Genomic DNA, 12,976 nt, shown 5'->3' with positions numbered 1-12,976 from the left:
CCCCCTGCCCGGGCAGGACGGAACAGGAAGCCGATGGGCTTACTCGGCATGCCGCCGCCGCGTGTCCCGCGTGGTTCGTCGCTTCCCCTCCCCCTGCCGCCCAGGGCGTGACGGCTCAGCCGTCCCGTCACGCCATGAACCACAGAGGGAAGCACCGCATGCAGTCTCGTAGGGTCGCCGTCGCCTCGGCCTCCGCGCTCGCGCTCGCCGTCTCCGCCACCGGTTGCTCGTCCGAGAAGGACTACGGTCTCGGCGAGAGGATCAGCATCGGCGTCAAGTACGACCAGCCGGGCCTGAGTCTGCGCAAGGACGACGGCACCTTCACCGGCTTCGACGTGGACGTCGCCAGATACGTGGCCAGGGAGCTCGGCTACGACAAGGACGCCATCGACTTCAAGGAGACGAAGAGCGCGGACCGCGAGGACGCGCTCACCAGCGGAGCGGTCGACTTCGTCGTCGCGACGTACTCCATAACCGACGAGCGACGGCAGCAGGTCGACTTCGCCGGCCCCTATCTGCTGGCCCATCAGGACCTCCTGGTCCGCGTGCACGGGGAGATAGAGGACGTCGAGGACCTCAACGGCAAGAAGCTGTGCTCGGTGTCCGGCTCCACCTCCGCCCAGAACGTCAAGGACGACTTCGCCAAGGACGCCGAACTCGAGACCCTCGACTCCTACGCCGCGTGCCTGGAGTCCCTCGCCGACGGCGACGTCGACGCGGTCACCACCGACGACGCCATCCTCGCCGGCTACGCGTCGCAGGAGCAGTACGTCAACAAGTTCGAGCTGGCCGGGCTGCAGTTGAGCAACGAGAACTACGGCATAGGGGTCAAGAAGGGCAACCCGGAGTTGGTCGAGGGGATCAACGACGCCCTGAAGCGGATGGTCGAGGACGAGTCGTGGTTCAAGGCGGTCCTGGACCACTTCAGCTGGGCCAACTACGACAACGAGCCGGCGCCGGAGATCGGGGCCGTGGTGAACTGACGGGGGGTCCGCGAGGCGCGCCCTCGTATCGGCCCGGGTCCTGATATCCGCTCCTCGCACGGCGACGACGTCGTGGCGTCGCGGAGCGGGAGTGGACGCACACCTGCGACGTGCGGTCGGGGCACCCGCCGCGCTCCGCGCGAGCCGCGGGGCCGGTGCCCTCCGTCGCCCTGAAGCCCTTCCCGGGCGCAGGGGAGGAGGGTTGCGCACTCCACCGCCTCGCGGTCACGCGCGCGGTCAGGGGTCGGCCGGTGTGATGCGGCGCCCCGTCAGACGGGTGGGCTCGATCGACACCCACACGTCGCGCTCTCCTCCGGCCCACGGCACGGTACGGGCGCCCTCGGCGAGCCGCCGCACGGCGGCCGGCTCGGTCACCGCCCGCGCCGGACCCACGGCCAGCACGCTCCAGCCCCGGCCGAGTGCCTCGTCCACGTGATCGACCTCGAAGGCGACCTCCGTCCCCACGGCCGACGCGGGGACGGAGTCGGGGGCGGTGCGGAAGACGATCGTGTCGCCGACGGTCTCGTAGTTGACGGGAACGATGGCCGGGCTGCCGTCGGGCTCTCTCACCGCGAGTCGGCCCACTCCGTGCGTCGACAGGAGCCCTCGGCACTCCCGAGCGTCCAGGTCGCGCAGCCGGGGCCGCAGCATGGCTCGTCCTCGACCGGGAGGCAGGTCGGCACCGCCGCCGCGCAATTCGCCGACGGTGGTCTCCAGGGCGTCGGCGAGCCGGATGAGGGTCGCCACGCTGGGGTCGGCGGGACGCTCCTCCAGGTAGGCGAGGTAGCCGGGTGCCATCCGCGCGCGGCGGGCCGTCTCCTCCCTGCTCAGTCCCCGCCTGCGGCGCTCGACGGCGATGCGCCTGCCGATGTCGGTTAGGGCGCCCGCCGTCCCTCCGCGGCGCCCGTGCCGGCCCCCGGGGGCGGCGGCGGACCGCCCGCCGTCGGTCTGGGGTCGGATGTGCGCGTCGGGCCCGGGAAACACCAGGGTGACCTCGTCCGTGTCCGACCACCGCACGTCGTAGGGAGGGGTGCCGTCCTCGTGACGCAGACCGACGATCTCGCCGTCACGCCCGGTCGCTCCGGTCGACGGGCCTTCGACGACGAGGTGGTCTCCCAGGTGAGCTCGCATACTGGTCGCCCTCCGCCGCAGGGGTGCTTTCTCCAAAGTGCCACGCCCCCTCGGTCGGCGCACGGGCCGCCCGGCCCTGTCCCGGGAGCCCGGCGGCCCCACGGCCCTGCCGGAGCGCTCCCCTGATCGGGGGGAGGTCCTTCCCCCACGAGTGGGGCCACCCGGGGGAGGTGGCCCTCCCCCCCCTCTCGGCATCGTGTGAGAAGACCGTCCGACCACGGAGTCACGCCGTCGAGACAGAGGGATGAAGATGGCCACGACAGGCAACGACAGCATCGCCCGCCGGCTTTCGGCCGAGGCGACGACCGCGCTGACCGAGGACGCTCGGGGACGCTTCGGCGTGGACGCTCCGCCCGTCGCCATCGCCGCGAGCGTGGCGATCTGCCTCACCCTGATCGCCGTGGTCGGCATCGGCGGCGCGGCGGTCACCCACGAGATCGGCTGACGGCGGGACCGACCACTCGACCGCGCGGAGACGGGGGGGGTGCTCGATGCGTCTCCACGCGGTCGCGCGTGGGGGGGCCGCCCTCAGTCGTCCCGGTAGGTCTCCAGAAGCCGCAGCCAGACCTCGCTCAGCGTCGGGTAGGACGGCACCGCGTGCCACAGCCGGCCGATGGGTACCCGGCCCGCCACCGCGACGGTGGCCGAGTGCAGCAGCTCTCCCACACCGGGACCGACGAAGGTCACGCCGCGCAGCGTCTCGTCGTCCAGATCGACGACCATGCGAGCCTGCCCCCGGTAGCCCTCGCGAAACAGGCCCGCGCCCGCCACCGTGGACAAGTCGACGTCGACGGCCCGGACCCGGTGGCCCGCCTTCTCCGCCTCGGCCAGCGACAGACCGACCGAGGCCGCCTCCGGGTCGGAGAAAATCACCTGCGGCACGGCCCCGCGGTCCGCCACCGCGGTGGGCACCTCACCGACGGCGCTTCCCGGCGTCGGGCCGGCCGCCCGGGCCGCGATGGCGTCGCCGGCGATCCGGGCCTGATACTTCCCCTGGTGAGTGAGCAGTGCCCGGTGGTTGACGTCGCCCACCGCGTAGAGCCAGTCCCGGTCGGGCACCCGGAGGGTGTCGTCGACGCGCAGCCAGGAACCCGGTTCCAGCCCGACCGTCTCCAGTCCGAGATCGTCCGTCCGGGGGGCGCGTCCGGTGGCGAACAGGATCTCGTCCGCCTCGAAGCGGTCCCCCGCGTCGGTGACGGCGACGACCGTCCCGTGGGCGCGGGAGACGGAGACGACGGCGGCGCCGGTGCGGATGTCGACCCCGGCCTCGGCGAGGGACTCGGCGAGGAGTTCCCCGGCGAACGGCTCCATACGGCGCAGCAGGCCGTCGCCCCTGACCAACAGGGTGACCCGTGAGCCCAGGGCCTGCCAGGCGGTGGCCATCTCGACGGCGACGACGCCACCTCCGACCACGATCAACCGCTCGGGCGCCGACGTGGCGCTGGTGGCCTCCCGGCTGGTCCAGGGTCGCGCCTCGGCGAGACCCGGCAGGTCGGGCAGGAGCGCCCGGCTGCCGGTGCAGACGGCCACGGCGTTCCGGGCGGTGAGGGTGTGCCGTTCGTCGTCGGCGCCGGTGACCTCCACGACCAGAGGACCGGCGAGCCGACCGTGGCCGCGGTACAGGTCGGCGCCGATACCCTCGACCCACCGACGCTGGCCGTCGTCCTCCCAGTGCGAGGCGTAGGCGTCACGATGCGCGAGGACCGCGCGGACGTCGAGCGCGTCGGAGAGCCCACCCATCACGCCGGGCGTCCGGCGGGCGTCCGCGCGCGTGATGGCCGGCCTCAGCAGTGCTTTGCTGGGCATGCACGCCCAGTACGAGCACTCTCCGCCGACCAGTTCGCTCTCCACGATCGCGGTGGCTAGGCCGGCCGCGCGGGTCCGGTCGGCGACGTTCTCGCCGACCGGACCCGCTCCGACCACGACGACGTCGTACTCCCGGGGGTCCGTTTCGGTCATGGGGTCAGTCTGCTGGCCTGCCCCGACCCGCGCCACGCGGGCGGGGCGGGGCGGTCGCCGGGGCGCGCCGGTGGGTCGGGCCCGTTGGTGGGAACTCGCTCGGGTGGACCCGCTCTCGTGGAATACCGGCGTCTTTCCGGCGCGTTCCCGAGACACGCCATACGCCCACGATCGCAGGAAGAGGGACGACCACGATGACCCACACCGTGGAGCTGACCAAGGAGAACTTCGACCGGACGGTCTCGGACAACGGCTTCGTGCTCATCGACTTCTGGGCGGCGTGGTGCGGACCGTGCCGACAGTTCGCACCCGTGTACGAGCGGGCCGCCGAGCAGAACCCGGACCTCGTCTTCGGCAAGGTGGACACCGAGGCCCAGCCCGAGTTGGCCTCGGCCTTCAACATCCAGTCCATCCCCACTCTGATGATCGTCCGGGACCAGGTGGCGGTCTTCGCGCAGCCCGGGGCGCTTCCGGAGACCGCCCTGACCGACGTGATCGGCCAGGCGCGCGCCCTGGACATGGACGAGGTACGCAAGGCGGTGGCAGAGCAGCGGGCCGAGTGACCCCGTACCGGGGCGACGCCCCTCGGAGACCCGCGGCCGACCGGGACGGGTGTGGGAGTCCGGGAAGGAGATGGTAGAATGTTCAACGAACGCGTCCCGGATCCCTGCTCGGCGATCCCGGACCACCGTCCGCCGCCCCGACCCCGCCCCGACGGCGGGCGAGGCGAGCCGGCGCGGCACTCACCTCCGAAAGCCGCCCCGTTGACAACCCGAGGCACCACTCCGTAGAAACCTCTCCGGGAACGGGTCCCACCGGCCCCGTCGGACCCCGGGAGGCGACAAGGTGCACGGGCTCCCCTTGGCAGGTGTCACGGTGGTCGGTCTGGAGCAGGCGGTGGCCGCCCCCTACGCCACTCGACAACTCGCCGACCTCGGCGCCCGCGTGATCAAGGTGGAGCGCCCGCCCGGGGGCGACTTCGCTCGCCGCTACGACACCGCGGTCCACGGCGAGTCCAGCTACTTCGTCTGGCTGAACCGCTCCAAGGAGTCCCTCACCCTCGACCTCAAGGACCCCAGGGGCATGGCGGTCCTGCTGCGGTTGCTCGACGAGGCGGACGTGCTCGTGCACAACCTCGGCCCCGGCGCCGCCCGGCGGCTCGGCCTGGAGACCGCCCGGCTCGCGGAGCGGTCGCCCCGCCTGATCACCTGCACGATCTCGGGTTACGGCACCGACGGTCCCTGGGCCGACCGCAAGGCCTACGACCTCCTCGTGCAGGCCCAGACCGGGCTGGTCTCGCTCACCGGGACCCAGGAGGCGCCCGCGCGCGCCGGCATCCCGGTCGCCGACATCGCGGCCGGGATGTACGCCTACAGCGGCGTCCTCACCGCCCTCTACACCAGGGCCACGACCGGCACCGCCCACCCGGTGGAGGTCTCCCTCTTCGAAGCCCTGGCCGAGTGGATGGGCCAGCCAGCCCTCTACACGCGCCACGGCGGAAGCCCGCCACCGCGCCTGGGCACCCGGCACGCCACGATCGCCCCCTACGGCACCTTCCGGGCCGCCGACGGCAAGGACGTGCTCCTCTCCGTGCAGAACGAGCGCGAGTGGGCCGCCCTGTGCGAGCGGTTCCTGTGCCGGCCCGAGCTGACCGACGATCCGCGTTTCTCCACCGGCCCGGCCCGGGGGGCGCACCGCGAAGCCGTGGACACCGTCGTCGCCGAGCGCTGCGCCCGCGACGACAGCTCCGAACTGCTCGCGCTGCTGGCGGAGATCGGCGTGGCCTGTTCGAGCGTCGACGACATCGAGGCCTTCCTCGACCACCCCGTGCTGACGGAGCGCGACCGTCGGCGCGGGGTCACGCTGCCCGGCGGTGCCCGCGTGGACGCCACCCTGCCGCCGGCCGACCTGGTGGGCGTTCCCACCCGGATGGACCCGGTTCCGGCCTGCGGCCAACACACCGACACCATCCTCGCCGAGCTGGGCCACTCCCCCGACGACATCCGGGCACTCCGGGCGGACGGCGTGATCTGACGGCGCGCAACGACCCGCCGTCCCTCAGGTCGGACCCCCGGACTCCAGCGCGCGGATGACCTGGTCGTCGGTCAACTGCTCGAACTCCTCGTACCAGAGGCCCACGGCGGTGAAGGCCGTCGGCGTGGCTAGGCAGCGCACCACGTCGGCCTCCTCGCGCATCCGCTCCACCGTGTCAGGCGCCCCCACCGGGACCGCCAGCACCAACAGGCCGGGGCGTCGCCGGCGGAGCGCGCGCAGTGCCGCGCGAGCCGTGGACCCGGTCGCCAGCCCGTCGTCCACCACGACGACCGTGCGCCCCGCCGGGTCGGGCGCCGGACGCCCGCGGCGGTAGAGCCGTTCGCGGCGACGGATCTCGGCTCGCTCCCGGGCCACCGCCGGCGCGAGATCGGACTCGGTCAGCCCCAGCGCGGTCACGGCCCGGCGGTCGAGGAGGGGCTCGTCGTCGCCCACGACCGCGCCGATGCCGTACTCCTCGTGGAACGGCGCGCCGATCTTCCGTACCACGAGCGCGTCGAGTGGGGCCGCCAGCTCGCGGGCGACCTCCGCGGCCACCTCGACACCACCCCGCGCCAGGCCGAGCACCACGACGGGATCGGGGAGCCCGCCCCGATCCCGCAGGTCGCGCAGGTCGACGGCGAGGGCACGTCCGGCCTGGGCCCGGTCACGGAACCGCACGGCGGAGCGGCCCCCTCCGACCGCGAGACGTCGGTGCCGTCCGGCTGTCCCGCTCCGGCGACGCGAGGGCCGGCTTCGACGACCCTCCGGTGCCGGGACGGCCCGGAGGCCCCCCGGTTCGGGCCGCGGCCGCCGGGGGGAACACGACGGACCCGACCGCGCTCACGCCCCGCGCTCCCGACGCAGTCGGCGGACCACGGTCACCAGGTCGGCCGCCGCCATCAGCGCCGCGGCGGCGCTGATGGCGGCGACGGCGACGAGGGCGCCGCGGCCGGGCTCGTCTCCCGCCTCGACCCGAGCGGCCCACAGGCCGAAGAGCACGGCCGCCGCGACGAACAGGGGCAGGAACAGCGCCGACAGCAGCAGCCGCAGCCGCAGCGGGCTCTGCGCGGTGAGCGGTTCGGTGCCGGTGCGCGGGAAGCGGCGACCGAAGGCGCCGGACCTCGACCGGGGTACCGGCTCCCGTCGGTGTCGGCCGGACATGGGGCCTCCTCGGTGGCTGCGGGCCGCCCGGCGGAGGGCGGGCGCGGTGCGCGGGACGGAACGACCGGGGTTCGTCTCCTCTCGGGGCGCGGGGCGACCGGATGCCGCCCCGAGGCGCGGCACGGTCGTGACGCGGTCGCCCGGCCTCCCGCGACGCCGCGCCGGCGGGATCGCCCGGGCGGACGCCCCCGTGTGCGCCGCGTTGCCCGGATGCGGGGACGTAAACACGGTGGACCCGTCGTGAGGCCGAGAAGCGGCCCACGATCCGCGAGGGGCGGGGAATTCCGGGACGCCGGACCGCGCCGGTGGACGGGAGAGCGGACGGCTCCCGCCGAACCCTCCCGATTCCCGGCGCGGGTTTCGCCGTCGTCACCCGATCGGACCGCGTCGGCGACACCGGGGGCCGCGAGGACGCGCGCGGCCGGGAACCGGCTCGGAGGGCCTCGACGACCCGTCCGGCGGCGCCACGCGGAGGCGCGGGGCCCTGGCACCACCCCCGTGTGTGCCATGGCCCCACCCGGGCTCGTCCCCCGTGCCCGGATAGGCATCCTGAGTGATGCTGGTCCGGCGGTGCAAAGGGTTTTCGGAACGGGCAGACGTTCGAGGAGGCCCACACGGCCCCCAGGGCGACCCGTACCCTTCGATCCGGAAATGGCCCGAAATGCGCCCTTGTGTCGCCCGGCGACGGCGGCTTGGGTGGAACGAGCACGTCACCCCGACGAGCGGGGTGTGCCACGTCCCTGCGTCAGGAGGACCACGTGATGTCGGACAGACCCACCGCGACGGAGGCCGGCCCGTGCCGGCCTCCCACACCGCTGACCGAGGCGGAGGTAGAGGCCCTGGTGCACGGCATCTGCTTCAAGACGGGCCCTCCGCGGCGCGTCGGCGTCGAGGTGGAATGGCTCGTCCACGAGGTGGGCGGGCCGGGCGGCCCCGTGCACCCGGCGCGTCTGGAGGCGGCCTACGGCGCTCTTCGCACCCTGCCCCTGCGGTCCGCGTTGACCGTCGAACCCGGCGGCCAACTGGAGCTGAGTTCGCCGCCGGCCGAGTCGCTCATGCGATGCGTGGACGCCGTCTCCGCCGATCTCGCCGCCGTCCGCGCGTCCCTGCGAACCGGCGGGCTGGCCCTGGTGGGCCTGGGGCACGAACCCTGGCACTCCCCTCGGCGCGTCCTTCGCAGACCCCGCTACGACGCCATGGAGGCGTGCCTGGACCGCACCGGTCCGGCCGGCCGGGCCATGATGTGCGCCTCCGCGTCCGTGCAGGTCTGCCTGGACGCCGGATACGAGGAGCCCGGGCCTCTCGGACACGTGCGCCGCTGGTGGCTGGCGCACCTCCTGGGCGCGGTCCTGGTCGCCGCGTTCGCGAACTCGCCGCTGGCGGGCCGGCGCCCCTCCGGTTGGCTCTCCACCCGCCAGCTGCGCTGGACCCAGATCGGCACGGCACGCGCGGGCGGCCCTCCCCTGGACACCGACCCTCGCGGCAGCTGGGCCCGCCACGTGCTGGAGTCCCCCGTCATGTGCGTCCGCGCGGGCGGTCGGGAGCCCTGGGAGGTGCCGGAAGCGCTGACCTTCCGGGACTGGGTCCGCAGCGGATCGGGCCCGCGCAGACCCCCCGACCGCGACGATCTCGACTACCACCTCACGACGCTGTTTCCCCCGGTGCGCCCTCGCGGCCACCTGGAGCTGCGCATGATCGACGCACAGCCCGGGGAGGACGGCTGGATGGTGCCGCTGGCGGTGACGACGGCGCTGTTCGACGACGCGGAGGCCGCGGAGACCGCCTACCGTACGGTCAAGCCGCTGGCCGAACGCACGTTGGGACTACCGGCTCCGCACAACCCCCTGTGGCGCGACGCGGCCCGATCGGGGCTGGCGGACCGGGAGCTTCGCGAGGCCGCGGTGGTCTGCTTCGAGGCGGCGCTCGCGGCGCTGCCTCGGCTGGGGGCCACCGACGAGGTCACCGGCGCGGTCGCGGCCTATCTGGAGCGGCACACCCTCCGAGGACGCTGCCCCGCCGACGACCTGCTGGACCGGGCGGACGGCACCGGTCCCCTCCTCCCGAGACCGGACTCCGCCGAGCGGACCACCGCCACGCGTCACGGAAAGGGCGCCCCACGATGACCGAGACCGCGCGGGACCCCAGCTTCCTGCGGGAGAGGGCGCTGGCCACCCTGGTCGCCGCCCGCGAGCGCACCGAGCTGCTGACCGGCTGCGTCGACGACCCGGACCTCGTCGCGCAGCACTCGCCGCTGATGTCCCCGCTGGTGTGGGATCTCGCCCACATCGGCAACCAGGAGGAACTCTGGCTGCTCCGGGCCGTCGCCGGCCAGGAGCCGCTGCGCCCCGACATCGACGGCCTGTACGACGCGTTCGAGCACCCTCGGGCGGAGCGGCCGAAGCTGCCCCTGCTCCCTCCGGACGAGGCACGCCGCTACGCGGCGGAGGTGCGCGCTCGCGCGCTGGACGTGCTGGAGCACACCGCCTTCGACGGAGCACGGCTGACCGAGGCCGGGTTCGCCTTCGGGATGATCGCCCAGCACGAGCAGCAGCACGACGAGACGATGTTGATCACCCATCAGTCGCGCCGGGGCCCCGCGGTCCTCGCCGCATCCGACCCGCCTCCCGCACCGCCCTTCGACGGGCCCGCCGAGGTCCTCGTGCCCGGCGGGGAGTTCACCATGGGCACGTCCACCGAGCCGTGGGCCCTGGACAACGAGCGACCGGCGCACCGCCGGGAGGTGGCCCCCTTCTTCATCGACACCACCCCGGTGACCAACGGCGCCTACGCCGAGTTCATCGAGGACGGCGGGTACACCGACCCCCGGTGGTGGGCGCCGGAGGGCTTCGAGCGGATTTGTCGGAGCTCCATCCGGGCCCCTCTCCACTGGTGGCGCGACGGGACCCGGTGGATGCGCCGGCGCTTCGGCGTGACCGAGCGCGTGCCGTCCCGGGAGCCGGTGGTCCACGTGTCCTGGTACGAGGCGGACGCCTACGCCCGATGGGCCGGACGGCGACTGCCCACGGAAGCGGAGTGGGAGAAGGCCGCGCGCCACGACCCGTCCGGGGACCGCTCCACGCGCTACCCCTGGGGCGACGCCGACCCGGGCCCGGAGCACGCCAACCTCGGTCAGCGGCATCTCCGCCCGGCCCCGGTGGGCAGCTACCCGGCGGGCGCCTCGCCACTGGGCGTCCACCAACTCGTCGGCGACGTGTGGGAGTGGACGGCGGACGACTTCCGGCCCTACCCGGGCTTTCGCGCCTTCCCCTACCGGGAGTACTCGGAGGTGTTCTTCGGCGCCGATCACAAGGTGCTGCGCGGTGGTTCCTTCGCCGTCGATCCGGTCGTCTGTCGCGGCACCTTCCGCAACTGGGACTACCCGGTCCGGCGCCAGATCTTCTCGGGGTTCCGCACGGCCCGGTCGGAGGTCGCCTGATGTGTCGTCATATCGCCTACGTGGGAACGCGAGTGCCGTTGGAGCGCCTGCTGGTCACGCCCGTCCACGGCCTCTACCGGCAGTCCTGGGCTCCCCGCAGGCAGCGGTTCGGCACCGTCAACGCCGACGGTTTCGGCGTTGGATGGTACGCCGAGGAAGACGCCGTCCCGGCCCGATACCGCAGGTCCGGGCCGATCTGGGCGGACGGGTCCTTCGCCGATCTGGCCCGCGTGGTGCGGACCGGGGCACTGCTGGCCGCTGTGCGCGACGCCACGGTCGCGAGCGCCGACGGCGAGGCCGCGGCTGCGCCGTTCGCCGCCGACATGTGGCTGTTCAGCCACAACGGCGCGGTGTCCGGGTGGCCGGCCTCCTTGTCGAGGTCGGCGCGATCGCTTCCAGGGGAGGCCCTGCTGACCCTGGAGGCCAGGAACGACTCCGCGTTCGTGTGGGCTCTGCTCCTGGCCCGCCTGCGGGCCGGCCGCGAGCCGGGCGCGGCGATGGCGGAGACCGTGCGCGAGGTCGCCTCGGCAGCGCCCGCGTCCCGGTTGAACCTGCTGCTCACCGACGGTGCGACGATCACCGCCACGGCGTGGGGCGATAGCCTCTGGTGTCGGTCCACGCCGGAAGGCGGCACCGTGGTGGCCTCGGAGCCGTTCGACGACACGCCGGAGTGGCGTGCGGTGCCCGACCGGACGCTGTTGGTGGCCGACCGCGCCGGAGTGCGGAGCGTCCCGATCGGAGAGATCGCGCCGAGCGGGACGCACGAGTCCGCCGACCCCTTGACCACCGTCCCCGCACCAGCCGAGGAGCACCGCCCGTGAGCTCTTTCCGCATCACCCGCACCCTTCCCGAGAACGCGACGGACGCCGCGCTGCGGGCCGACGTGCTGGCAGGACTGACCGGCGCACCGAAGACCCTGCCACCCAAGTGGTTCTACGACGCGCGGGGAAGCGACCTGTTCGACGAGATCACCCGGCTTCCCGAGTACTACCCGACCCGCGCCGAGCGGGAGATCCTGATCGCCCGGGCCGAAGAGATCGCCCAGTTGGTCGAGGCCCGCACGCTGATCGAGCTGGGTTCCGGCTCGTCGGAGAAGACCGGACACCTGCTCGACGCCTTGGCGGGACTGCGCGTTTACGTGCCGGTGGACGTGAGCGGCAGCGCGCTGGCGCGTGCGGGCGAGACGCTCGCCGCCGAACGCCCGGGCCTCGACGTGCACGCGCTGATCGCCGACTTCACGGCGGGCCTGGCCCTTCCGCGGACCCCCGGACCCCGCCTGGTGGCGTTCCTCGGCGGCACCGTGGGCAACCTGCTGCCGGACGAGCGTTCGGCGTTCCTGCGCTCGGTCCGCGAGGCGCTCGCGCCGGGGGACGCGTTGCTGCTCGGCACCGACCTCGTCAAGGACGAGCGGACGCTGATCAGGGCGTACGACGACGAGACCGGGGTGACCGCCGCGTTCAACAAGAACGTCCTCACGGTGATCAACAGGGAGTTGGGCGCGGACTTCGAACCCGCGGCCTTCGGGCACGTGGCGCGGTGGGATCCCCGGCACGAGTGGATCGAGATGCGGTTGCGCGCCCTGACCGCGCAAACGGTCAAGATCCCCGCCCTCGGCACCGTCGTGGACTTCGCGGCGGGCGAGGAGATGCGGACCGAGGTGTCGTCGAAGTTCCGCCGTGAGAGCGTCGCCGCCGAACTCTCCGCCGCGGGTTGGGAGACGACCGGGTGGTGGACCGACTCCGCCGAACGCTTCGCCCTGTCGCTGAGCGTGGCCGGTTGAGCGACGTCCCCGGTCGATGCGGCCTGCGGACACCGCCGGCGACCGACGGACGGTGCCCGGCCGGCCCGGGCGTGCGGTGGACGCCTCGCGCGGCGCCGCCGCCTGGGGCACCGTGGAAGGTGCGCGGCCCATGCGGGTCGGTCGCCCGCGGAGAGGAGCACCCATGTCGAACCACACCTATCGGGTCACCGAGATCGTCGGCACCTCGCCGGACGGCGTGGAACAGGCGGTGCGCAACGGCGTGTCCCGCGCTTCGAGCACCCTGCGCAACCTGGACTGGTTCGAGGTGACCCAGGTTCGCGGTCAGATAGAGGGTGGTCGCGTCGCGCACTGGCAGGTCGGCCTGAAGGTCGGGTTCCGGCTGGAGGACGCGGACTGAGGCGGGGCGGGCCACGACGTCGGTGCGCGCCCGCGCCCCGGCCGGGCGGCGGGGTGTCGCGGGGCGGACCCGGCGTGCCGCGGGAGCGCGAGGTGTCGGGCTATTCGGGACAA

At 73.7% G+C, this 12,976-nt stretch carries 13 protein-coding genes; 9 read left to right on the top strand and 4 right to left on the bottom strand.

The features are described from left to right. Positions 1-158: 158 nt before the first annotated feature. The gene (locus JEK78_RS21275; RefSeq protein ID WP_200261778.1) at positions 159-983 is read left to right on the top strand and encodes a glutamate ABC transporter substrate-binding protein; all 825 of its coding nucleotides are present in this window, start codon (positions 159-161) and stop codon (positions 981-983) included. A gap of 237 nt (positions 984-1,220) precedes the next feature. Here the strand turns inward: JEK78_RS21275 and JEK78_RS21270 are convergent, their stop codons facing one another. Further along, positions 1,221-2,114, bottom strand: a complete 894-nt coding sequence (locus tag JEK78_RS21270) for a pyridoxamine 5'-phosphate oxidase family protein (RefSeq protein ID WP_200261777.1) — start codon at positions 2,112-2,114, stop codon at positions 1,221-1,223. Between the two features lie 250 nt (positions 2,115-2,364). Here JEK78_RS21270 and JEK78_RS21265 point away from each other — a divergent pair, with 250 nt between their 5' ends. Then, entirely contained in the window at positions 2,365-2,559 is a 195-nt protein-coding gene (locus JEK78_RS21265) for a hypothetical protein (protein WP_200261776.1), read from the top strand. 83 nt (positions 2,560-2,642) lie between these two features. On the opposite strand, the gene JEK78_RS21260 is transcribed toward JEK78_RS21265, so the two are convergent. Next, entirely contained in the window at positions 2,643-4,073 is a 1,431-nt protein-coding gene (locus JEK78_RS21260) for an NAD(P)/FAD-dependent oxidoreductase (RefSeq protein WP_200261775.1), read from the bottom strand. Between the two features lie 194 nt (positions 4,074-4,267). On the opposite strand from JEK78_RS21260, the gene trxA reads away from it, so the two are divergent. After that, positions 4,268-4,636, top strand: coding sequence for a thioredoxin (gene trxA, locus JEK78_RS21255; protein WP_200261774.1), 369 nt, complete (start codon positions 4,268-4,270; stop codon positions 4,634-4,636). 283 nt (positions 4,637-4,919) lie between these two features. Next, positions 4,920-6,107, top strand: coding sequence for a CaiB/BaiF CoA-transferase family protein (locus JEK78_RS21250; RefSeq protein ID WP_200261773.1), 1,188 nt, complete (start codon positions 4,920-4,922; stop codon positions 6,105-6,107). A 24-nt stretch (positions 6,108-6,131) separates the two neighbouring features. On the opposite strand, the gene JEK78_RS21245 is transcribed toward JEK78_RS21250, so the two are convergent. Together JEK78_RS21245 and JEK78_RS21240 are read right to left on the bottom strand one after the other, a co-directional pair. After that, positions 6,132-6,785: a phosphoribosyltransferase family protein gene (locus JEK78_RS21245; RefSeq protein ID WP_200261772.1), complete on the bottom strand. Its 654-nt coding sequence runs from the start codon at positions 6,783-6,785 to the stop codon at positions 6,132-6,134. A 162-nt stretch (positions 6,786-6,947) separates the two neighbouring features. Beyond that, positions 6,948-7,268 (bottom strand): DUF6343 family protein, encoded by a 321-nt coding sequence (locus JEK78_RS21240; protein WP_200261771.1) that lies wholly within the window; start codon positions 7,266-7,268, stop codon positions 6,948-6,950. 761 nt (positions 7,269-8,029) lie between these two features. Between JEK78_RS21240 and egtA the strand changes: the two genes are divergently transcribed. From egtA to JEK78_RS21215, 5 genes are all read left to right on the top strand, one after another. Further along, on the top strand, positions 8,030-9,391 hold the full coding sequence (egtA, locus tag JEK78_RS21235; RefSeq protein WP_200261770.1) for an ergothioneine biosynthesis glutamate--cysteine ligase EgtA: 1,362 nt from the start codon (positions 8,030-8,032) through the stop codon (positions 9,389-9,391). Continuing rightward, entirely contained in the window at positions 9,388-10,704 is a 1,317-nt protein-coding gene (egtB, locus tag JEK78_RS21230; RefSeq protein ID WP_200261769.1) for an ergothioneine biosynthesis protein EgtB, read from the top strand. The genes egtA and egtB overlap by 4 nt, the downstream gene beginning before the upstream one ends. Continuing rightward, positions 10,704-11,525 carry an ergothioneine biosynthesis protein EgtC gene (egtC, locus tag JEK78_RS21225; protein WP_200261768.1) on the top strand — a complete coding sequence of 274 codons (822 nt, stop codon included), beginning with the start codon at positions 10,704-10,706 and terminating at the stop codon, positions 11,523-11,525. Before egtB ends, egtC begins: the two co-directional genes overlap by 1 nt. Next, a complete protein-coding gene (gene egtD / locus JEK78_RS21220) occupies positions 11,522-12,484 on the top strand; it encodes an L-histidine N(alpha)-methyltransferase (protein ID WP_200261767.1) in 963 nt (320 codons plus the stop codon). The genes egtC and egtD overlap by 4 nt, the downstream gene beginning before the upstream one ends. A 163-nt stretch (positions 12,485-12,647) precedes the next feature. Next, a complete protein-coding gene (locus JEK78_RS21215) occupies positions 12,648-12,863 on the top strand; it encodes a dodecin (RefSeq protein ID WP_200261766.1) in 216 nt (71 codons plus the stop codon). Positions 12,864-12,976 lie beyond the last annotated feature (113 nt).

Origin of the sequence: Streptomyces sp. HSG2, from assembly GCF_016598575.1 — a bacterium.
GTDB lineage: Bacteria > Actinomycetota > Actinomycetes > Streptomycetales > Streptomycetaceae > Streptomyces.
The sequence above is the reverse complement of the archived record's forward strand: the minus strand, read 5'-3'. Positions and strand labels throughout refer to the sequence as shown.